Below are 21919 nucleotides of genomic sequence, written 5' to 3'. Positions count from 1 at the left end.
GTCAACCGCGTGCAGCAGTCGTTCCGTGCGCCTCCTCCGCAGTGCGCAGTGACCCAGTAGAGCATCTGCCGGAGTCGTACCTTACAAAGCCCGAAACCAGCGGCTCGCGCCCGCCTTCCGTCAGAAGCGGAGCCGCGAGCTTTCACACCGTCGCGGGGTGAATTGGCCAACCACGGCGCGCGAAAGGAGGCTACCCGTCTACCCCAAAGACAGGCAGGCATTCCCCTGCTCGTCCGTTGAGCGGAGGTAAAGAAAGGACTAAAGCGCTTCGCATGCAGTGGCCCACATGCACGCAGGTTCAACCCATGGACGGGCAAGTCCAGGGCCTATCCTCTCAATGCCAGCCGCTCCGGGGAGGGTCGGCGACCACATGGCGCCTGCGTTCTTCAGCATGTCGTAACATGCTCACGCCTGCAAGATGGCAGCGCGGCACGATGCCCTGCCCGTTCTTGTCTGCCTGCTCCTCGGTCATGCCCTGCTCCACGGAGAGGGTCCTGAGGCGCACTGCGGCGCGACGCCATTCGCCGGGTAGAGTCTGCTCCCACCTGGGTATCGAAGTGGCCCAAGGCGATGAGCCCTTGCGCTCGCGCTACAGATCGCGGAGGTGCGGGCAGAACTCGGGACTTCGCTCGTCGCGAAGGACAATCCGCCGTGGTGCTCCGACGCACCGAGAACCTATAGCGAGGGGGCGTTGTCCCCCGCACGAACCGAGGCGACGCTTGTTGCCCGTGCTCTCGCCTGTCGCCCGGCTGCTGTGGAAGTGTCGATTGCTACCGAGGAACCAGGTGCATCGGGATCCATCATCTACGCTGGGAGACAGCGCGGAGGAGCCGCCGTTATCAGCAAGCCGAACTGCTAGAGAGACCGAATCGAGCTGTGGGTTGCACGCAGAGCACTATGCGTCCCAAGAGTCGCGGGAAGCAGCTCAATCGCGTCTGGGCAGTCGGCAGTCAGCACGCTAAGGCCCGGTCTCCCAACAAGGGCAGACCGCACACAGAAGAACACACAACCACTACCGGGAGAGCGAAAGAGAGAGGGGTAGTCCCGTGGAGAATTCAAGATGTCTGACTCGAACAATTGCGCAACACCGCCTGCGGGAGGGAGACGCCCTCCCGTGGGAAAGCCGTCACAGGTGGACCTGGACCGCCTCTGGACAGTGAACCCGCCTTATTCACGAGAGGTGCAGGAGGATGACCGGAAAAGGAGGGTGACGCGCCTGACCTCCCGAGTGGTAGAGGGGTGTTGTTCAGACATCCACCACCACAAGGCAGGAGGCGCGTCATGGGTGAAATCCTCAACGACTTCGGGCTGGAGTTCAACGGCTCCGTGAAGCTGGAGGCGAGGGCGGAGCGGTTGACGTCGGAGGCAGGTGCGGTGCTGCTGAGGGAGGTGGACGAGCGGTTGGGGCTGACGCGCTGGCTGGGGGAGATGTTGACGGACACGCGAGACGAGAAGCGGATAACCCACTCGCTGAGGGAGTTGGTGCGCACGGACCTTCTGCTGTTGGGGCAAGGGTGGAGAGACCACGACGACGCGGACGCGCTCAGGAGGGACGCGGCGTTGAGGTTGGCGGTGTCGGACAGCAAGAGCAGCGTGCCGCTGAGGGGGAAAGAGGGGGGAGCGGAGGGGTTGGCCTCACAGCCCACCTTGTCGCGGCTGACGGCCATGTTGGCGCGAGAGGAAAACCGGAAGGTGCTGCACGAGGCGCTGGTGTGGCAGACGGGGCGGAGGCTGAGGCGCAGCAGCCCAAGGGCCAGAAGCTCAAGCAGGTGACGGTGGACGTGGACGGGTTGCCGGTGGAGGTGCATGGGCACCAGGAGGGCAGCGCGTACAACGGGCACTACGGAGTACGCATGTACCACCCGATTGTCGCCAGTCTGGCCGAGACGGGAGACCTGCTGGACGTGAGGTTGCGCGAGGGAAACGTGCACAGCGCCAATGGAGCGCTGGAATTCATCGACGAGTTGCTGGGGCGAGTGGAGAAGGAGGTGTGTGAGGTGGCGGCGGTGCGCTTCGACGCGGGCTTTCCCGAGGAGAAGCTGCTGGCGAAGCTGGAGGAGCGAGGCACGCCCTACGTGGCGCGCGTGCGCAACACCAGCGTGTTGCAGCGGGAGGCGGCGCTGCCGCGCTTCATGAATTCGGGAGTGCCGCAGGGGAGCCGGGCACCCACCTGTACGAATGGGAGTACCAGGCGCAGGGCTGGAGCCGTGCGCGGCGCGTGGTGTTGGTAGTGCTGGAGAGGAAGGACGAGCTCTTCCCGCACGCCTTCTGGCTGGTGACGAGCTGGAGCAAGGAGCAGATGCCGGCCGAGGCGCTGCTGGAGCACTACCGCCAACGCGGCACGGCGGAGGGCCACTTCGGAGAGCTCATGGACGTGCTGGCCCCGGCGCTCTCCTCGGCCAGACGGCCCAAGTCCAAGTACCGGGGGCAGCCGCCCGTCCAGCGCGCGGTGTCCATCGACGCCTTCGCCAACAACGAGGTACGCCTGTTGCTCAATGCCCTGGCCTACAACCTGGTGCACGCCGCGCGCGTGCTGATGGAGCAGGCCACGGGCGAGGGCTGGGGCTGCTCCGTGTGCGCGAGCGGGTGCTCAAAGTAGCCGCGCGGGTGCTGTTACACGCCAGAAGAGTGGTGCTGGTCATTGGCCGGGAGTCGGCCAGCCTCTGGCAGAAGCTGTGGACGAAGCTGGGCTCGCTGAGCACAGCGCACATCACGTAGCTGCCTGGAGTCAATTGCAGCTCACGTGTCGCACTCTCCCCACTCCCCTCTCCATCTCCTCCTGCTTGCTACCCGCTGCCCCGGGGCGGGCTTCCTCTGCCTTGTGCCCGATAACTCAACCCAACGCGCTCGACCTCAGCCTTCATGCATGTCTTGAGCCAGTCGTCGCGAATATGGTGGGGTGAAGGACGTTTCAACCTATCTGCAGGTGAGCACGTCGTGGGTCTACCAACGCTCTGCCTCGGGCGAGCTCCCGAGCCTCAAAATTGGTGGCCTTCTACGGTTCGATCCAAGCGCCATTCGCAACTGGACAGGGATCTCCTGACTCGTTACGAGTGTTGCTGTTGGCGGGACGCCCGGTGATGCCCGCAAGGCATTGCTGGCGTTCCGCCCGTTGTTTTGGAGTGAGGAACACCTATGGCAAGTGTCTATGAAAAAGCCGGCAAGTGGTACATGCGCTACAAGGACCACACCGGGCGCTGGCGCGACAAGGTGACGCAGGCGCGCACCAAGACGGAAGCGCGGCGGATTGCGGACGATCTGGAGCGGAAGGCCGAGCGCCAGCGGCTCGGCCTCGAGGAGCGTCCGCCTGAGGATGGAGGCGGTTCGCTTGGCGAGTTGCTGCGCTGGTGGCTCGATACCTACTCGGCGGAGTCCCCGTCGCACCGCAGCAACGTCAGCCACATCGAGCGGCACCTGCTCGGATCCAGTCTCGCCGCCGTCCCGCTGACCGCTCTTTCAGCGAGCCGTATTGAGCTGTTCCTTCAGGAAAAGAGCCGCGAGCTGTCCCCGCAGACGGTGAACCACCTGCGCGGCTACATCAGCCGGGCATTCAACGAGGCGCGCAAGGTCGGCCGCTACACTGGGGCCAACCCGGTGGCGACCGTCGCGAAGCGCAAGGTGCCACGGCGCCCCGGCGATTACCTCCGGCTGGAGGAAGTGCTGCGGCTCTTCACGGCCCTCGCGGACCGATGGTGCCCCCTGTTCGCCACGGCGCTCTACACGGGCCTGCGCAAGGGAGAGTTGCTGGCCATGCGAAAGACGGACGTGGACCTACGTGCCCGCCTGCTCACCGTCCAGCGCTCATGGGAGCGCGACACCACGAAGGGTGGGCACGCGGACGTGCTCCCCATCTCGGCCGAGCTGCTCCCCTTCTTGGAGGAAGCCATCCGACGCTCCCCGTCCGAGCTGGTCTTCCCGTCCGAGGACGGCACCATGATGCGGCGGGACGTGGCCTTGGAGAGTGTGCTCCGACGGGCCCTGGGGCGGGCGGGAATCGTGACCGGCTGGCGCCATGTCTGCCGCCGGAAAGGCTGCGGCCATGCCGAAGTGGCCGCGGATGACGGGGACAGGAAGTGCCCCACTTGCGGCATGAGTCTCTGGCCCAAGCCCCAGGTGCGACCCATCCGGTTCCACGACCTGCGGCATACGACCGCCACCCTGCTCCTCCAGGCAGGCGTCCCGCTGGCCAGCGTGCAGAAGCTCCTCCGACACCGGGACCCGCGCATCACGGTGGAGGTCTACGGCCACCTCACTCCGGACTACCTCCGAACGGAAGTGGACACCCTCTCCTTCGGTCTGAGGCTTGGCTCTGCTCGGGAAGACTCAGGCAGGCTGGCTGCGGCCAGCGCGGAGGGGACTTCTGCTGCATCCGTGCTGCAAGCTCCCGCCTCCGAACCGTTTGCTGCATCCTTGCTGCAAGGCCCGGCCGGAAAAGGCGAAGGGCCTGGAACCATCGGGGGATTTCCCCAAGGATTCCAGGCCCTTAACCCTACGCGCGATGCAGGATTCGAACCTGCGGCCTTTGGCTCCGGAGGCCAACGCTCTATCCAGCTGAGCTAATCGCGCAGGCAGCGACAGCGGGTGGGTAAGTAACCGACTTCGCCCGATGACGCAAGCACGCTTTCTTCGAACAGCGCCCGGACCGCCCATCCTCCCGTAGAGAGAGGCTCCAGTGTTGGCTACCCACCTGACTGCTCCCCAGAGGAGTGGAATGCACGAGCCGGGGATCGAACCCTGGGCAGGGCGGGAGGAAACCTCAAGCAGGACGCGCCCTTACCCGCTACCGCCTTGATTTTCCTCGGGATCGTTATCCCGTCTCGTGCCGTGCCGTACCCCCTTATTCCCTCTGAATCCGCGCTGGAGGGGCACATTGGGGGCACATGCCGGAGGCCCTGTTTCAGCATCGGCGATGACGGGATGCCGCAGCTGGTGCACACCCGCATACAACCCGAGGCAAGCCTATTCGCCGGACGATGTGAGTCGCTATCTGACCCAATCAGCTAGTGGTTCGAGCACGCGCACCCAGAAGTCGGTGCCACTCCACGCGGGGCCGGCTCCGACGGGTGGCTCGGAGCAGTACGGTATCGCGCAAGAGACGAAGACGTTGATCCACGTCCAAGGCTCCTCGGTCGTGGCTCGTGCAAGCCGCTCTCCGAGTTCGCGGAGCGACGTCACCTTACCGATACCCGGGAGTTTGTCGGGACGCGGGCGCTCCTCAACGAGCTTGAGACCTCCACCCTTGCTCACGACGAAGCGATGATGCCCGAACGTCTCGTGCACCTTCGGCTCGTCGAGCGGAAAGCTCGGCTCGATCGTGAGCTCGGCAGGCTCGCCAGACCGGCTCGCCACCTCATCGAGCGCAGTCGCCATCCGTCCAGAACGAAGATCCTCGACAAAGCCGAACCAGGCCCAGTCCGGTGTCATCCCAAAGTACCTGCCCTTCCCTCCGCCGTATCCCATCGCGTTCTCCGGAGCGATGCCCTTTTCGATGTGGATGCCTGCACGCATGACTCCGCGCCCAGCGGGACGATCGAAGAAGAACTTGCCTAGCGAGTACGCGGGCCAGTTGCCCCATTTCACGCTCGTGCGCTGGAATAGCCACCAGACAGTCCGGTCAGGCTTGTCCCGATCGTAGGGGTGCGCCGCCAGTGTGCCAAAGCGTTGCTTGAACCCCGCCGAGCAGATCACCGCGCTCTCAAGATCGTCGGCCAGGAACATTCGCGTCCACGCTTTACCGCTCATGACCCCTCCCCTTCGACAGGCAGTCACGGGCTCCCTCAAGGTCGCAGCCCGCATTTCTTCGGCTCTACCGTGGACATCCTCGCCTTTTCTCAAGTGTCCGCCAAATCGGGCGGGCCCAGAACAGCGTGTGGCTGTGGTGCAACGGACGGTGAGGATGGCTACGACGGCCAGCACGTCATCACCGAATTCTTCGGCAGAGTGCCCCGCAACGCGCACTTCCCGACGTACAATCGGGCGCGCAGTGAATCGACCGCGCAGGAGGGGAAACCGAAATGTTCCATCTCACCGTCCGTGTCGCATGGCACGACTCTCGTTGGAACGGTCGCGTCTGCCAAGAGCCGTCTTGCAACTCCTTCTGCACCGTGCTGGACCGGGTCCGCGAGGAGCGTGACGACAAAAAAGAGCAAGCGCTCGCCGGACGCGAGTGGAATGGGCTCACTCAGGATGAGCTGCCCCCCTGCCGCGCGGAATCCGGCGCATTCATGAGCCCATTTGAGTGGACGCGGCGTTTCGAGCATCCGTACGTGGGAATCAAAAAAGCGGCAGAGACACACGGCCACCTCAAACCTACGCCGGTGAAGGTCCCGCCGTTTGCCACCTTCGCGGTGCCCTTCGCCTGGATGCTCCGCGATGGACAGGACGCAATCGATCAGAAGCTTGCACGCCCCCTCCCGCCGGATGAGGACTCTCCGTTCGCGAGCGCATGGGTGTTCGGTCGTGCCCGGCAGCAGGCGCTCCTCGATTTGTTCTTCGGCCGCTTGGTCCCGGAGCGCTCCCTGAGCTTCTTCTACTCCAAGGGGGGCCATCCACTCGGGGATAACATCTCGCGTCTGGTGGTTGGAGTGGGCCGCATTACCTCGATCGCTCCGGCCAAGGCGTACGACGTCGAGAAAGGCAAGCCCACATACCTCATGTGGGATCGGCAGATCCGGCACTCAATCCGCCCTGATGGGGAGGACGGATTCCTCCTGCCCTATCATGAGTACCTGGAGCCCACGGGGAACGCGGCCGAGGACGAGCGCCGCCTGGAGTTGCTCCGGGAGATCGCGGTTCCCGCCGATCCCGCGCACATTCGGGTCTTTTCCTACGCCGCCGAATTGGCTCCACCGGACATCGCACTCTCCACGCTCGTCCGGTGCCTTGAGTCGGTGCGCCAAATCCGTGCCCACGGTATCGCCAAGGGCCCCTGGGAGCGCCGCGAGGAGTGGCTGAACGCGCAGATCGCACTGGCCTGGAAGGACCGCGGTGCATTCCCTGGCCTTGGGCCCGTGCTCGAGGCGCTCGGAATGCGGCTCGGGACCGCGCTGTCGCTAGAACTCCTGTCCTCCGGACAGCTCAAATCCGACGAGAACCCCTGGCCACTGGTAGATTCCATCCTCCGGGGCAAGAAGAAGCCACCCCAGGCCGCGTACGCCGCCGACCTTGAGGCGGTGCGCAAATCGTGGGCGAACCTGCCTGACGAGCGCAGGGCCCTGCTGATGCTGCTCTCCAGATTCGCCCTCACTCCGATTCAAGCGAAGCGGTGGTTTGACCCAGATGAGCGCAGGAAGGGCACCACCTCCCAGGTCACGGACCTTGAGATCCTGGAGAACCCCTACCGCATGAGTGAGGTTGATCTTGGCGATCGGAACGACTCGCCTATCTCGGTGGGTATGATCGACCGCGGTCTACTGCCGGACAGCACCATCGCAGCGAGGCACCCCGTCCCGGCCCCCTCTACTGTCAGCTCGCCAAACGATCCCCGACGCCTCCGGGCTGCCCTGGTAGCCACACTGCGCAGGGCCGCTGACGATGGCGATGCATTGCTGAGCGTCACAGAAGCGATCCAGAGGGCCGCCAAGCTCGACCTCGCTCATCCGTGCGAGATCGGCAGCGATTGGCCCTCCACAAACCAGGCGGTGCTGGAAGGGGTGATTGAGCAGGTGGACGTCACCACAGAGCGCGTTGGCGGGAGCAAGACTCCTGCCATCCAACTCACCCCGCTGGAAGAGCGCGAGGCGAAGCTGCGGTCCATTCTCTCCAAACGTGCCCAGAAGCCAGTCGCGCCCATCAAGGCAGACTGGAAGAAGCTCCTTGTCCAGGCGATTACTGAGGCCGGCGGCAAATTCGACCCTAAAAATGAGCGACATGCCGAGGCTCTCACCGAACAGGCCATCGCCCTGGAGCGGGTTACCTCGCGTCGGCTCACTGCTCTGGTGGGACGTGCCGGTACCGGCAAGACATCGGTGCTCGGTGCGCTCATGTTGTGCCAAGCCATCGCGAAGGACGGAATCCTCCTGCTCGCCCCCACTGGGAAGGCACGCGTCCGCCTGGGGAAGGCTACCAATGCAGAGGCCATGACGGTGGCCCAGTTTCTCTACCGCCTGAAGCGTTACGACGGCAAGCGCCAGCGGCCCCTGTTCACTGGCGAGGAGAAGTACCGCAAGGAGAAGACGGTCGTCATCGACGAATCCTCCATGCTCACGATGGATGACCTCTTGGCCGTCCTCGATGCGCTCGACTTGGCGCATGTGCAACGAATCATCCTGGTAGGAGACCCCAACCAGCTGCCGCCCATCGGCGTAGGTCGCCCCTTCGCCGATCTCGTGTCATTCCTCGAGACAGCCCCCGCAGCAGGCGAGGAAGAACTGGTACTGTCAGGTGCCCTGGCTCGCCTTACTCTAGAGGTCCGGACTGCCATGGCGGGAAACACCGCGTCGGACACGCTGCGACTCGCCTCGTGGTTCACTCGCGAACGCCAAGCCATCGATGCGGACCGAGTGCTCAGCGACCTGGAACTCGGCTCCCAGTTCAATGATTTGGAGATCGTGTTCTGGAAAAATGCCGAGGATCTTCACGCCAAGATTCTTGAGGCGTTCCGCCGCCACCTCGGATTGAGCAACAGCAACGACGTGGCGGGCTTCGACACGTCATTGGGTTTGGACGAGCGAGGCTGGGTCCCCTTCGATGCACCAGAAGGCTCTGAGCGCTGGCAGATCCTCTCCCCCGTCAGAATGCATCCGCATGGCGTGCACGACCTCAACCGCTGGGTGCAGCGGCACTTCCGGGCGCGAGAACTCGAAGCAGCGACAAACCCGTGGGTCACCAGCCTGGGCGATGAGAGCATCGTCGTAAAGGACAAGGTCATTCAGACGGTCAACCAGCGACGAAACGGCTACGACGGGGAAAATTCAGAGGAGTTCTACTTGGCCAACGGCGAGGTGGGTTTGATGGCAACCGGCAAGGGGGGCTATCTCAACGCCGTGTTTGCCGGACGCCCGGGGCTGCGGTTCGGCTACAGCAGCCGAGACTTCCCTGGAGGGACTGGTCCGCTCGAACTGGCCTACGCACTCACCGTTCACAAGGCGCAGGGCAGCGAGTTCCGGAAGGTGTTCGTCGTTCTCCCCAAGAGCTGCCGGCTGCTCTCACGCGAGTTGCTCTATACAGCGCTGACTCGCTCTCGTGAGCAGTTGGTACTGCTGGTGGAGGGAGGCGACGCGTCCATCTTGTTCGATCTGACGCGGCCGGAGCGCTCAGAAACCGCCCGCCGGAACACCAACCTCTTCACAGGGGTGGTACGCGCGGGCGAAACCGAGGTTCCTTACGCGGAGAACCTGATCCACCGGACCCAGAAAGGTCACCTTGTGCGGAGCAAGTCGGAACTGGTGATCGCCAATCTTCTGTTCCAACTCGACATTCCCTACGAATACGAGCGCGTCTGCGAGGGCACGGCTGAGCCGGGCCGGCTGCGACCGGACTTCTCGTTTGTCACGCCGGACGGAGACCTCGTACTCTGGGAGCACCTGGGGATGATGGATCGCACCGACTACCGCCGCGGTTGGGAGTGGAAACGAGGCTGGTACCAGCGCAATGGGTTCATGGTCGGGAAGACGTTGTTCACGTCTCAGGAGGACGCACGCGGCGGGCTCGATTCTGCGGCGCTGGAGAAGACGGCCTTGGCCATCAAGACGCTCCTTGAATAGCACCACACATCGAAGGCCAGCGGCCGCGAAGCAAACCTCACCGCATTTGGAGCCTGGAGGGCTGTAGAATGGAAGCTGAGGAGCGAGACAGAGTGGAGCGGGTGCTCTCGCGCATCCCGCGCGAGGACTGGGAGAAGTTCCTGGCCAGCGCGAACGGGAACGCACTCCGGAACCAACTAGACGCGGTCCGGGCGGCGCTCCGCCAAGCGGGTCACCTATCGCCCGGATTGCCACCCCGACCCATCGCGGAGGTCATCGACCTGCTGGGGCACAGGCTGCTGGGCGACGACACCACTGGGGAATGGCTGCGGTGGAAGATCCTGGAGACATTGCCAGAGACGCAATGGCAGAGGCTCGCGGACGCCTACCCGGACATGGCTGGAAAGGGCGCCACGGCATTCCACGGCAACATGAGCCAGGGCGCTACCGGCTCGCGCGTGCTGGCCGGGTACTGGCGCCAGGGCACAAAGTGGGCGCGAACCTTCTGCGACGTCACGGGGCTTCCGGAGGTCCTAGCACAGGCAAGAAAGGCCCCCTTTTCCAAGGACGAGGAAATCCTCCCGGTCGAGCCGTTGACGCCCCTGCACCCGTTCCAGGTGGAAGTCTACAAGTCCCTGCGAAAACTCATCCTTGATGGCCAGGGAAAGGCGGCAATGATGTCGCTCCCCACCGGTGCGGGAAAGACACGCGTCACCGTCGAGGCGATCTGCGACCACTTCGCGCTCGAAACAAACGCGCGCAGGAATCGGAACATCGTGCTCTGGATCTCGCAAAGTGACGAACTCCAACAACAAGCGTGGGAGTGCTTCCGCCAAGTCTGGCAGGTTCCCCCGCACCGCGCTGGCGAAACCATCCGGCGCAACGCCCCTCTCCGAATCGTGCGACTCTGGGGAGGAAGGGATCCCGATGAGATCGAACTCAGCGAGGAGCCAACTGTCCTTATCGCCGGTATCGACCAACTCGCTACCTGGGCACGGGACAAGCCGGAGTTCTTCGAGCGCATCCCCACACGTCGGATAGCATGCGTCGTTGTGGACGAGGCGCACTCGCTCATCACTCATGAGCACCGCGAGGTGCTGCTCGCGCTCGGGCTGAGGGCTAAACATGAGTGGCGCACCCTGCAGGGCGCGCCACCGGTCATTGGACTTTCCGCGACCCCCTGGCGCACCCGGGGCGAAGAAACCGCGACTCTCCGAAAGTACTTCCAGGCCCGGCTCGTCCGCCCGGATTCCCTGGGCAGCAACCCGATAACCGCGCTGCAAAAGATGGGGATCCTGGCCAAGGTCAAACCGGTACCCTTGCGAATCGAGGGAACCCGCCCAATGTCGGAGGACCAGCGCCAGCAGTACGAACGATTCAAGGAACTGCCGCTCGACTACCTGGAGCAGCTCGGTTTTGAACCCGAGCGCAACGCGCGTATCATCAAGGCACTGAGCCGGCTACCAACGCGGAGCCAAGTGTTGGTGTTCGCCTGCTCCGTAGCGCACGCGAACCTACTCACGGTAGCCCTCAACCGGGCTTTCGGTGACGAGAGCGCAGCCGTGGTGACGGGGCAGACGCCGCGCACGGAGCGAGCCTCGGTTATCGAGCGATTCCGGGACGGAAGCCTGCGATTCCTCTGCAATGTCGGCGTGCTGACGACGGGGTTTGACGCACCAAAGGCGGACGTGGTCTGCGTGACGCGTCCGACTACGAGCGCTATTCGTTATGAGCAGATGGTCGGACGCGGTCTGCGGGGCCCCAAGAACGGAGGAACCGACTGGTGCACCGTACTCGACGTCCAGGATGAGGGGCTCCCGGATGACGTGAAGAGCTATGCGCGCGTCCTGGCGTTATGGGAGAAGCGCTCGACCCAGTCGTGAGCGTAGCACGGGCTCATGTGCAAAATTTTGGGTACTCGCGGCGGAAGAGGGCCTTGCGATCCTCCGCCGCGGTGACGTCCGGATACCAGCCTGGATGGATGGCAGACACTTCAACGTGGCGGTCCCATCCACCGCGAGTACCGTAAAATACCTTGGTGCATCCAGGAATCGGGCAGGGGAATTGAGCTACCTGAAGATTTGCCGTCGCCGGAATCGCCTGTGGCGAGCGTGCGCGGGACTTCGGGTACATACTGTTACCGAGCACGCTGGATGAGGGAGAAGTGGGCCCGGATGAGCACGCAGAATGATGGAGAGGCCCCCGGGCGGGGCCAGGATTCCATCAGCAAGCATGGCGAGGGAAGAGCCCCAAGGTTGCCCGTGCCTGTCCGCCCCTGCTGGTCCGTGTCAACGCCCAGGAGCAGGGATAGAGCGGGCGCGAGAGGAGGGCGGAGCAGCATGGCAACGAGCAGGGGTGGGTTGGCGGTGGACAGACCCGCCGCCCACACCCGGGCTCCGCGACAAGACGAACATGGAGCAGAAGACAGAAACCGGGGGAGTCCTCCGCATGAGAGGGCAGAGCGGTGTGTCGCCGTCCACCACCGACGAGGCCCGCCCGCGCACGTGTCCGCGGTGCGGCCAGCCGGCTTTCGAAGGGGGCGAGGTGTGGATACACGGGCATGGCGTGGTACAGCGGCAGCAGCGAGGGCCCGAGGCTCCCGGAAAGGTGGCGGTGAAGCGGGAGGTGGCCTGTCGTCGCTACCGCTGCAAGGCGTGTACGGCCGTGCTGACGGTGGTGCCTGCGTCCGTGCTGGCCCGCAAGCACTTCTCGGGAGCGGCCATGGCGCTGGCGCTGGCGCTCTGGGGCCTGTGCGGCTGGAGCGCGGCCCAGGTACGCGCCGTGGTGGGTGGACAGCTGCCAGCGGAGGGAAAGCCCCGAGGATGGCGGACGCTGGCGCGCTGGGCCCGGCAGGTGGCGGATGGGAAGCTGTGGGCCTCGCTGGATTCGCGGGCCAAGGGTGCACCCAGGCAGGTGGCGGCACGTGCCGCCCAGGCCTTATGCGGCCGGGCACCGCCCTGGGCACGCGCAGCCGGGTTGCCCCACCAGGCGTTCGCCGGGGCTTGCCATGTGAGCTGATGGGAACCCAGGCGCCAGCAGCGGCTCCGAACCGCCCACCGGGTTGGGGGTAGCCACTGCGCATACGGCGCTCGAATCCGGCCTGTCGACGCACGCCCACACCCCTGGGCCCGCGTCGGACAGCGAGGCTGGAGGGGACAGGTCTGCCCCGCGACAGGCCTGGCTGCGTACTCCGGCCAGCTCCAGCACTTGTTGCCGCGGGGCCGAGCGCCGATGCCTCCGCTGCCGCCCTCCGCTCCTTCGGCCTCCATCCAGGTTGCCGGAAGGCTGCTCCTCCCGTCGCGTGGAGCGGACTTGCGGCAACCGGGCAATGAACCCACCTGACTCCGTGCTGGTGCTCGACTGCTCCGGAATCGACCTCGCGCGGTGCACGCAGTCGCTGCCTCCCGCGCTCGGGACATTCAGCACTCCGGATGGCCTGGATGGGCTGTGCGAGCGACGCCCGATTCCCCTCGCCCTATCCCGTGCCCTCCCTCATGAGGGTCGGCCGCCTTCCCTTCGCAACCCCTGGGCCGCCCCTCCCCGAACCCCTCCCCATCTCCCAGTGTGGCGATAGAGCCACCAAGGAGAGTCCATCAGCAAGCGTGCTCACATCCCCATCAACAAGCCTGCGCGGTAACACATACGTGACGAGGGACTCTCGACACAGGGTCCTGCAAAGTTCCTCTCAGGTAATGCGAGGTTAATGCCGCCGGTGCATAGGATGCCGCCTTCCGCTTCCGGATCTTCCAACGCGGGTTGAGACAGTGGGGTGCCGTCAAGAGCACACCTCAGCAGGGCGGCCGCTGTGATAAGCGCGTCGAAGGAATCCTCGCTTACCGCAGCGCTCTCAACGTCCTCCGGCGTGAGCACAACCTGCTCATCGCGCACCCATTTGCTATCAAGCAACTCACGCAACGCGGCGCGCCGGCAGCCCTCATCATTCTTCGCAATTTTCAACCGCGCGCGCTCCTCAGGAGGGGATGACGAAAGCGCAACGGAATAGGCAGCACGCGGGTACATCTCCGCGAGCACTATGCGGTGGGCATTCAGCAGTGTGTCGAGCTTTCCCTCGAAGGGCCACAATGCGAAGTCACGCGACCCAGCGAGCACATCCACCAACTCGCGCCAGAATTCGATGGCCGCTGACCCCACTGAACCGGGGATACCGGAGGTGACGAAGACAGGCTTGGCACATGCTTGGCGCTCAATGCTCCGTAGCAGCAAGACTCCATAGCGGGTCGCCTCTGCCTCGAATGCCTTGAGAGACCCCTTACCTGCAGGCACGGCGAAGAAAGGGCGGTCCACCCGCCATGTAGAGGCGGTATTGCTGCTCTCAAGGAAACCCCGATGACGACATGCAAGTGGCAACCAATCTACGAAGGTCTTGATACTGGTCCAGGGTGCATACCGTTTCGCTGCGTGAAAATAGGAGAGTGGAACACCAAGCGGAACATCGAAGGCAAGGACCACGGAACTCTTCGGAGCGAATTCGCGTGCACAGGCCAGTGCCTCTCGCACAGACCAGGGAGTTCCTGCAGCGGAGAGGAAGGGGCTACGCCCAGCGAAACGAATACGCCGCGTGCGCGTGTCCGTCAGGAACACTGCGCGCTTGTCGAACTCCTTACCCCAATCACAGCAGATGTATACACGCGGAGGCTCCGTCCCCAGTATTTCCGTCATTTCGCTCACACCTCCCTTCGAAAGCAGTGCTCGCCCGAGGTCACAGTTCAGCTCACGTAACCGCATCTACATCTGCCCGTGCAGTCTCTCGCAAGAGGCGACCTTGTCAGTTGATTAGAGCAGCCGGCCGCGCAGCCGGTCCCGGAACTCCTTCCATGGAAAGCTCTTCCGGCATGTCGAAGCCTCCGAGCAACCAAGAACCGGAAGCCCTGTCGGCCCTCTCTCCACCTTCATGGGTGCAAGGCACGAGCACTTGGCAGCAAGCTGCTTGAGCGCTTCCGTAAGAATTTCCACCGACACGCCCTCGCTCTTGAGGCAGCTACGGACGTTACACTTGAGGAACGGCCCCTTGTCGCCCACCCACAGGCGCCGCCCACCGCCGCAGGCCGGGCAAGTGAAGCTGTTCTCAGAGAGGAGCGCAGCCACCGTATCGGGCAGCGGATCCTTGGGAGACCGGGCTCGGACCGGATGCTTTACCTGCTCTGCAGGGGCCGGACGGGGGACGGCGAGCACTGGGCTTGTCATCGGGCGCGAATCTGTCTCCGCAACCGGGGCCGCATGGACACTGAGAGCCGGTTTGAAGCCTTCAGCAACGGTCGCGGCCGGTGCATCCGCCGGAGAGGTGGCCTTCTGTCCCACCACGCGTCCAGCAGCCCCTCGCGCCGCGCGAGCAGATGCGCCGGGGCCACCTGAACCAGCGGGACTCCTGCCGACACGAGGCAAGGCGCTCTCATCGTCTGACTTTCTCTGCTCCGCAGAGCGCAAGCTGGCCTCCTGCTCCCACTCACGCTGAAGTGCCTCGGCTCTCTGCACGAGACTTGCGTGGAGCGCCATTGACGCTGGCTCCTCGGACGCATTCCTTTCTCCTCCCTCTGGAGAGATGCCAAGCTCCCGCAGTCGGGCGAAGACAGGCTGCATTGCCGCTTCCGGATTGCGGAAGAAGGAACTGCCACGGAGCCGAACAAAGCGCCAGCCGAGCCGCTCGAGAATGGCCTGCCGCGCCATGTCCTCTGGCAGCTTCTCCAGTGGGTGGTAACGATCCCCGTCGCACTCGACAGCCAGCCTGCGACCGCCCCCCTCGACAACCAAATCGATGCGGTAATGTCCCACCGCCCATTGAGGCGTCACGCGGTACCCCGCGCGCACGAGTCTCGCTAGCACCTCCTGCTCGAAAGGCGACTCCGTCTTCGCCTCCGCTCGCTGAATAGCCTGGCCCAGGCCCCACGGATTGGCGCAATGATCAAGGAGTCGTCGGCGGAGGTCATCCGGCTTGAGGTCCACACCGGCGTTCAGGGAGTACACCACCCAGAGTTGGTCGCGAGCACGGCTGACAGCGACATTGAATCGCTGTTTGAAATCCTGAGTAGCACGCAGGGTGAGAGGCCCTCCCTGAGGGCTATCCACCATGGAAAGGAACATCACATCGCGCTCGTCCCCTTGGAATTGCGCCGCGTTGCCACAGAGAATGCGCCGGCGTTCGTATTCTGTGGGGTGCAGGTGCTCGCGCAGCAACTGTTCCACCTCGAGTGCCTGCTCCTCACCCACGAGCGAGATGACGCCGAAGGTCCTGCCCGAGTACTCCGAGCGCTCCACCGCAGCGACGATAAGGGAGGCCACCGCGAGCGCCTCCTGCCGGTTGACCTTCGCCTCGGCCCGACCCGACACCCGGTGTGTCAGGAGCGCTGGCTTGAGGGTAGCGTCTGCGGCCTCCCGCAGCGGCTTGATACGGCCCTCGTACGATAGCTGGTTACTGAACTCGATGATGTCTGGCACGCAACGGAAGTGCTCGGTGAGGCACACCATGCCGCCGAAGGACTGACGGGCAAGGTCGTACACGGACATCCGGCCGTCATAGAGCATGGCATTGGGAATGCCCGCCAGATGCTCGTCGATGAGGTGCTGGACTACATCCAAATTCTGGCCAACAGCGGAGGGGCTGACCTGCTCGTGATCACCGACGACAACTGCGTAGTCGGCCATGTACAACGCGACCAGCGCCATCACATCACTCTGGCTCGCCTCATCGATGATGACGACGTCGAACCGCGTGGACGCGTCGAAGTTCTCCACCACCTGAGTGAGCGGCATCACCCATACGGGAACCGCCTCGCGGCACTTGTTCATCTGACGCGCGGCCTCTGCCTTCAGCAGCGGGGCGCGCTTACCAGTGCCCTTTCCTATGCGGCGCACCAGGTCGAGCCAACCCACCAGCGCCTGCTGCTGCCGCACGGTGGTGCGGCGCACCTGCGCAGCCCAGGCGCGCCGCTCGATGAGTTCTGCGGTGGTACGCCGAAGCTCATTGGACTTCGACTCGATCTGTTCCTGAAGCGTGGGGAGCTGCACGCGGCCGCGGCGCTCCAGCTCGTCATGTAACTGGCGCCAGCACCATGCGTCCACGGGGGAGCTCGGTGGAGCATCGTTCCCATTGATGCCACGTCGCTCCCGAACAGCAGCGGCCCACCCGGGAGCAACAGCCTCTAGTCGGCCGAGAAGCTCCCGGCGACGCTCAAGGGTTCGCCGCCGGCCATGCACATCCACGAACCGAGCGTACGTCTCTGCGTAGCCCTGCGCATCGCCAGCCTCCAGCGCTCGGTGCAAGGCTCGGACAAGGGTAGAGGGAGCCGCAGCTCCACCCCAGGTGGCGACTTTGCGCGCTGCCGCATCCAGGCGGGTGTTGATTCGTGTCTGCTCGACTGCCCAGGCACGCGATTGCACTACCCTCGTGACGACTCCAACGACGGTATCGCGCAGCCGCAGGAGAGAGCCGTGGGGACCCAGGTTGACCTGAGCCTCGTCGAGCAGCACGCGCCAGCGCAGCCCGCGCTGCTCGAGTTCCATCTCAAGAGGCCCCCACACGGAGCTCGCCCACGCAAGGCCACGGCGAATCTCACCGCAGTACTGCATCGCGGAATCCTCGGGCGCCTCCCCGAGTTGTGCGGACGCCGGTGCTCCGAGCACCCCCATCTGCCGGTCCCAGCGGCCGGCAAGTGCCTGGCGAAGCTCCTTGACGCGCAGGAGCGAGCCAAGAGCCCGGAAGTGTTCCAGCTGTCGTGGCACACCCGTGGCCACTCGGCTGCCTCGGATGAAGCGCTTCCACGCACCGCGGGTGAGAAGGGAGAACGCGCTGAGCGTTCCCCCGCTCTCCAAGTGGTGCTGAATTTCGCCCACCACCCGGAGTTGCTCCTCAAGCGAGAGGTCGCCAACGACATTCGGGGCGTGATCCAAGAGCAACTCTCGTGCGTTGACAGCCTCCGTTCGCACCCGCTCCACCAGTGCGACGAGGGAATGCCAGGGTGCGGCTTCCGTCTCCCCGGCCACTCCAGCAGAGATCACGGCGAGCTTCCACGCCTCCGCGTCGGCGAGCGGCGCCATCGCACGTCGGCAGCGATCCGCGAGTGCATCAAGGTCAACAGGGTCGTCCGCATGAGGTCTGGTTGCCCACAGCTCAGCCCGGAAGCCGAGCTCTTTCGCACCGAGTACCCGTCGGCGCTGGAGCAGAGCTTCGAATTCCTGAGGTGCCAGCAAGTCCCCCGGCTCGGGTAGACTGCACGCAAGCTCCCCCTCATGTTCGGCGGATACCGCCGTGTTGGTGAGGTAGAGTTCGCGCACCTCTCCATCCAGGAGAGGGAGAGCCGCTCCGAGCTTCACAGGCCCGGGAAGCCAGCAGTGTGCGTCCTCTTCCGCCGCCACATGGCGTGCGGCCTGCGAGGGTGGCCACGCCTTCCCCGCGACCACCACGTCCCTGTACTCGTCAGCCTGAGCGTCTAGAAGATCGGCACGAGCACATCGCAATTCCTCGAGAAGTTGTTGCCGGCGCCTTGCGAGAAGGGCCGCCTCTGCATCGAGGCGCGCGACGTCACTCGAGGACAGGCGCTCCGCGATGCCAGCGACCGCTCCCTCCAACTGCTTGCGACTCTCAAGGTCACTCTCCAAGACGCTCACGCACAGCGGCCGAAGCTCTGGAACTACCTTATCCCTCAGCACCTTGAGCGCCTTGGTGGTGTGACTCGTCACCAACACGCTCTTACCCTGCGCAAGCAGGTGGCCCACCAGATTGGCAATCGTGTGCGTCTTGCCAGTACCGGGTGGCCCCTGGACAAGGACACAACCGTGGCGCTCAAGTCGCTGTGCGATCTGCACCTGTTCGGGGTTGGCGGGCTTGCTCAGCAGCACGTCCAGGGGTTCACCGTGTGCTTCGGTATGCTGCTCGTCTGGACCTGCCGAGACTGAGCCAACCTCCGAGCCCACAATGCGCAGCAGGGCAACCGGCACGTCCTCGCGCGTCGAAGTGTCCTCAAGGATCCCTTCCAGGATGCGGGCAAAGCCCAGGCTGCGCGTGCGTAGGAAGAGAACGGGATCGCGCCCTACCTCCGGGGGGTCCGCGTCTGGCTTGGGAGGACCATCCTCGCGAAACTGAGCCTGCGCGGACAGCTGGACCACCAAGCGTCGTAGAAAACCGGAGGTATCAGCCCCTCCGAGAGGTCCATAGCCGCCCTCGGCGAGCTCGGTGCGGCAGCGCGCCAACATCTTCCCGACCATCTCCTCCATGGTGCGAAAAAGTTCGCTGTAGAGATCCACCTCACGCCCACTATCGGTGACGGTGAACTCCGGGATGGACGGGTTGAATTCGAGCTGCACTCGCTGGAGGAGAATGGGATGGAACACGCCCCCATCCGGCCGTCGCCAACTCAGGATGCCGTCACCAAGGACAAGCTCAAGCCGCTCGCCCTCGCGCTCAAGGCGGCCATGTAGCGCGTAGAGCTGCTCGAAAAGGCGCATCGCATCCAGCGCTGGTCGCTCGTTTCGAGCCCAAGCATCCCGTAGTGGCTGCCACTCAGAGAGGGCTCGCGACCGCGCAGGCTCATCCGCAAAGCCGACCACCTGAGACTTTCCCTCTACGCCGGCCTCGTTGCGCGACGCCCTCACCTCCACAGACTTGAAGGCGTCCTTCCAGCTGCTGAGGAGCCAGTCATCAAGGACCGCTGGAGGGGCTGGAGGAGGAGTGAGTACGGGACGCCGGACCTGGAGAATGAACTCCCCATCGCTAGGGCCCGAATCCTCCGCTCCGTCGTTCAGAGGCCCCACAGGCCGGGAGAACCGAACGGACGGGTGCGCAGGCAGGGCGTTCAGCCTGAAATGCCAGAGCTGCTCGCGCAGCAGACGCGGCGCCGGGTTCCGATGCTGATTGAGGGCTTGAAGGTAGCGGTAGACGCGCGCGACGCGGTCACGTGCGACGCGCAGTTCATCCGATGACGACATTTGAGTTCGCTCGCAGAGGACCCGCCCGGGCCACTATTCCCCTGCCCGGGATGGTGGCTCATTCTGCTCCCTCGGAACCAGTCCTGACAACATTGGGCATCCCTGACAATTACCCTGCCGAGCATGGCCCCTCCGAGGCAGTCCGGACGCAGTGTGGCAGGTTGTTCACGTCCCGCAGACGCTGCCGCCACTCACTCGCGGGACACGGTGGTTGGCGATGAAGGCCCGCGTCCCCTCCACGTCGTACAGCCGCTCGACCAGCAGCTTCGCTTCGAGCCGAGGTGACAGGCAGCGCTGGAACTTCGACAGGTTCCCCCTCACCTCCTCACCCGCCTGGGAGAACGCCCTCTCGTTCCAGTTCACCTGTGGGAGGGATGCAATGGCCTGACCCGCCCAGGAGAGGCCCGCGTCCTTCACCTTGAGTGACAGGTTCCCCGGCGTCCACCGCCGTCCCGTCTCTTGCTCCAGGGCCGCGGCCAACAGTCGGTTGATGGCTCCGCCCGCGAAGGTATGCCACTGCACTCCCTCGCTCGTTTCCTCCAGGGGCGCTTCCCCCTCCCCCACCAAACCCGCATAGGTCTGCTGGAGCGCCTCGAGCTCAGCCCGCGCCGTCTTGCCCAGCACCCCGAGGGGCACCTCCTCGGACAGCGTGCGCTTCATCTCCTGGCACAGCGCCCAGGACAGGTTCTTGGGCGGACCCAGCCAACTCGGCACCCTCCCCTTGTCCGCGGGCTGGACCTGACAGACCCCCTTCTCCCAGTCCACGTGCACCACCAGCCACGGCCTCCCGCCCAGCCGGAAGCACAGCGGCCCGTGTCCGTCCTCCTGGCTCCGCGCGAACGTGGCCTGCAACGTGCCGATCTCCGTCGAGCCGTGCAGCACCCGCAGCAGCGGCGGCGAGGAGAAGACGGCGTACAGCTCGAAGAAGTTCTTGCGGCCGTAGACCCGCTCCCCCTCAAGCCCCAGGGACAGAAGTCCCTCTGCTTCGTGGAGGATGCGCCGCTCCAGCATGGTGTCCACCAGCTCGCGGACGTCCTCCTCTGGGAGCCCTCGGAACGGACTCGCCGCGGCAACCCAGGGCAACACCTGGTGCCGGGAGACGCCTCCCTCCTGGAGCGTCAGGGCCAGCACCTGATGGGCGAGCACGTGCGAGGCCCGCTCGGGGGGACGTACATCCTCCACCCACCCGCGCTCGACAAGCCGCACCAGAGCGGTCGCCTGGAGCAGGGTCTCGGGGGATTGGCACAGGAAGGTGCAGTTCGAACGCGTCCCCTCGCGCCGCCCCGTCCGACCCACTCGCTGGAGGAAGCTCGCCACGGATGCTGGCGCATCCACCTGGAGCACTTGGTCCAGGTCTCCCACGTCGATGCCCAGCTCCATCGTCGAAGTGCAAACGATGGCCGTGTTGCGCCCCCTCTCGAATTGCTCCTCGGCCTGCTGGCGGTCGGCGCGGCTCACCGCGCTGTGGTGGACGAAGACCTCCACCCCCCGGCCCGCCATGGCCGCGGCGACCCGCTCGGCCTCGCTGCGGCTCTCGACGAACACGAGACTCTTCTTCCCCTGCCCGAGCCGCGCCGCCTCCGCGGCCACGTCCGCCGTGTTCTCGAAAAAGTCGAGGTGCAGGTCCCGCTCGCCCGGCGGCCGGGGCGGATCCACCCGTCGGTAGGGGCGCTGGCTCGAACCAACGAGCCACTGACCGATGGCATCCGGGTTTCCCACCGTGGCGGACAGCCCGATGCGCTGGATGTCCCGCCCGCAGAAGTTCACCAGGCGCTCCAGGACGCTGAGCAGGTGCGCGCCCCGGTCATCTCCAGCGAAGGCGTGCACCTCGTCGATGATGACGGCCGACAGCCCCCGGAAGAGCGACCGCGCATCCGTCTTCTGGCTGATGAGCATCACTTCGAGTGACTCGGGGGTGATCATCAGTACGTGGGCTGGCTCCCGCAGGAACCGGGCCCGGGCGGTACCCGCGACATCCCCGTGCCACTTGAAGGCGTCCAGGCCCACCATGCGCGCGTAGCGCTGCACCCGAGACTCCTGGTTGTTGAGCAGGGCTCGGATGGGGCACACGTAGAGCGCAGCCACGGGAGGCAGATCCTCCGCCAGGATGCGCGACAGCACGGGGAAGAGACTCGCCTCCGTCTTGCCCCCAGCCGTGGGCGCCAGCACCACCGCGTTGCACCCATCGAGGATGGCATCGGCGGCCAGTTCCTGCACGGGCCGGAGGCTACGCCAGCCCAGCTCGTTCACGATGGCGTGGCGGAGCTGCGGGTGGAGACGATGGAAGGCGCTCATGC

The 21919-nt window shown here is 64.9% G+C and carries 13 protein-coding genes, 1 tRNA gene and 1 pseudogene; 9 read left to right on the top strand and 6 right to left on the bottom strand.

Annotated elements, in window-relative coordinates:
• Positions 1-334: 334 nt before the first annotated feature.
• A complete protein-coding gene (locus tag JQX13_RS34345; protein WP_203403684.1) occupies positions 335-472 on the bottom strand; it encodes a hypothetical protein in 138 nt (45 codons plus the stop codon).
• A gap of 809 nt (positions 473-1281) precedes the next feature.
• Between JQX13_RS34345 and JQX13_RS34340 the strand changes: the two genes are divergently transcribed.
• From JQX13_RS34340 to JQX13_RS56555, 6 genes and pseudogenes are all read left to right on the top strand, one after another.
• Entirely contained in the window at positions 1282-1773 is a 492-nt protein-coding gene (locus JQX13_RS34340; RefSeq protein ID WP_203403352.1) for a transposase, read from the top strand.
• Positions 1713-2231, top strand: a complete 519-nt coding sequence (locus tag JQX13_RS34335) for a transposase (protein ID WP_203403353.1) — start codon at positions 1713-1715, stop codon at positions 2229-2231. The genes JQX13_RS34340 and JQX13_RS34335 overlap by 61 nt, the downstream gene beginning before the upstream one ends.
• Positions 2219-2599 (top strand): hypothetical protein, encoded by a 381-nt coding sequence (locus JQX13_RS34330; protein WP_239013989.1) that lies wholly within the window; start codon positions 2219-2221, stop codon positions 2597-2599. The genes JQX13_RS34335 and JQX13_RS34330 overlap by 13 nt, the downstream gene beginning before the upstream one ends.
• Positions 2587-2718 (top strand): hypothetical protein, encoded by a 132-nt coding sequence (locus JQX13_RS55630; protein ID WP_275424885.1) that lies wholly within the window; start codon positions 2587-2589, stop codon positions 2716-2718. The genes JQX13_RS34330 and JQX13_RS55630 overlap by 13 nt, the downstream gene beginning before the upstream one ends.
• 181 nt (positions 2719-2899) lie before the next feature.
• On the top strand, positions 2900-3043 hold the full coding sequence (locus tag JQX13_RS34325; protein WP_203403683.1) for a helix-turn-helix domain-containing protein: 144 nt from the start codon (positions 2900-2902) through the stop codon (positions 3041-3043).
• Positions 3044-3135: 92 nt separating this feature from the next.
• Positions 3136-4194 (top strand): annotated as a pseudogene (locus JQX13_RS56555) (tyrosine-type recombinase/integrase); the annotation flags it as partial.
• Positions 4195-4492: 298 nt separating this feature from the next.
• On the opposite strand, the gene JQX13_RS34315 reads toward JQX13_RS56555, so the two are convergent.
• Positions 4493-4566: transfer RNA gene (locus JQX13_RS34315), tRNA-Arg, on the bottom strand.
• Positions 4567-4983: 417 nt separating this feature from the next.
• Positions 4984-5742: a hypothetical protein gene (locus JQX13_RS34310; RefSeq protein ID WP_203403682.1), complete on the bottom strand. Its 759-nt coding sequence runs from the start codon at positions 5740-5742 to the stop codon at positions 4984-4986.
• A 272-nt stretch (positions 5743-6014) separates the two neighbouring features.
• Here JQX13_RS34310 and JQX13_RS34305 point away from each other — a divergent pair, with 272 nt between their 5' ends.
• From JQX13_RS34305 to JQX13_RS34295, 3 genes are all read left to right on the top strand, one after another.
• Positions 6015-9704 carry an AAA family ATPase gene (locus JQX13_RS34305; protein ID WP_203403681.1) on the top strand — a complete coding sequence of 1230 codons (3690 nt, stop codon included), beginning with the start codon at positions 6015-6017 and terminating at the stop codon, positions 9702-9704.
• 68 nt (positions 9705-9772) lie between these two features.
• Positions 9773-11566: a DEAD/DEAH box helicase gene (locus JQX13_RS34300; protein WP_203403680.1), complete on the top strand. Its 1794-nt coding sequence runs from the start codon at positions 9773-9775 to the stop codon at positions 11564-11566.
• A gap of 565 nt (positions 11567-12131) precedes the next feature.
• Complete coding sequence (locus tag JQX13_RS34295) at positions 12132-12701, top strand: hypothetical protein (RefSeq protein ID WP_203403679.1); 570 nt, start codon at positions 12132-12134, stop codon at positions 12699-12701.
• Positions 12702-13289: 588 nt separating this feature from the next.
• Here the strand turns inward: JQX13_RS34295 and JQX13_RS34290 are convergent.
• The 3 genes from JQX13_RS34290 to JQX13_RS34280 all read right to left on the bottom strand — a co-directional run bounded on the left by JQX13_RS34290 (position 13290) and on the right by JQX13_RS34280 (position 21917).
• Positions 13290-14363, bottom strand: a complete 1074-nt coding sequence (locus JQX13_RS34290; protein ID WP_203403678.1) for a hypothetical protein — start codon at positions 14361-14363, stop codon at positions 13290-13292.
• Between the two features lie 114 nt (positions 14364-14477).
• On the bottom strand, positions 14478-19142 hold the full coding sequence (locus JQX13_RS34285) for an AAA domain-containing protein (protein WP_203403677.1): 4665 nt from the start codon (positions 19140-19142) through the stop codon (positions 14478-14480).
• Positions 19143-19787: 645 nt separating this feature from the next.
• Positions 19788-21917 carry a DEAD/DEAH box helicase gene (locus tag JQX13_RS34280; RefSeq protein ID WP_203403676.1) on the bottom strand — a complete coding sequence of 710 codons (2130 nt, stop codon included), beginning with the start codon at positions 21915-21917 and terminating at the stop codon, positions 19788-19790.
• Positions 21918-21919: the final 2 nt, after the last annotated feature.

The organism is Archangium violaceum, from assembly GCF_016859125.1.
Classification (GTDB): Bacteria; Myxococcota; Myxococcia; order Myxococcales; family Myxococcaceae; genus Archangium; species Archangium violaceum_A.
This window is presented reverse-complemented; position numbering and strand designations above follow the sequence as displayed.

Bases quoted from the DNA above. Each gene is read 5' to 3' on its own strand.
- JQX13_RS34345 (WP_203403684.1), bottom strand. From the start codon at position 472: ATGACCGAGGAGCAGGCAGACAAGAACGGGCAGGGCATCGTGCCGCGC.
- JQX13_RS34340 (WP_203403352.1), top strand. From the start codon at position 1,282: ATGGGTGAAATCCTCAACGACTTCGGGCTGGAGTTCAACGGCTCCGTG.
- JQX13_RS34310 (WP_203403682.1), bottom strand. From the start codon at position 5,742: ATGAGCGGTAAAGCGTGGACGCGAATGTTCCTGGCCGACGATCTTGAG.
- JQX13_RS34305 (WP_203403681.1), top strand. From the start codon at position 6,015: ATGTTCCATCTCACCGTCCGTGTCGCATGGCACGACTCTCGTTGGAAC.
- JQX13_RS34300 (WP_203403680.1), top strand. From the start codon at position 9,773: ATGGAAGCTGAGGAGCGAGACAGAGTGGAGCGGGTGCTCTCGCGCATC.
- JQX13_RS34295 (WP_203403679.1), top strand. From the start codon at position 12,132: ATGAGAGGGCAGAGCGGTGTGTCGCCGTCCACCACCGACGAGGCCCGC.
- JQX13_RS34290 (WP_203403678.1), bottom strand. From the start codon at position 14,363: ATGACGGAAATACTGGGGACGGAGCCTCCGCGTGTATACATCTGCTGT.
- JQX13_RS34285 (WP_203403677.1), bottom strand. From the start codon at position 19,142: ATGCGCCTTTTCGAGCAGCTCTACGCGCTACATGGCCGCCTTGAGCGC.
- JQX13_RS34280 (WP_203403676.1), bottom strand. From the start codon at position 21,917: ATGAGCGCCTTCCATCGTCTCCACCCGCAGCTCCGCCACGCCATCGTG.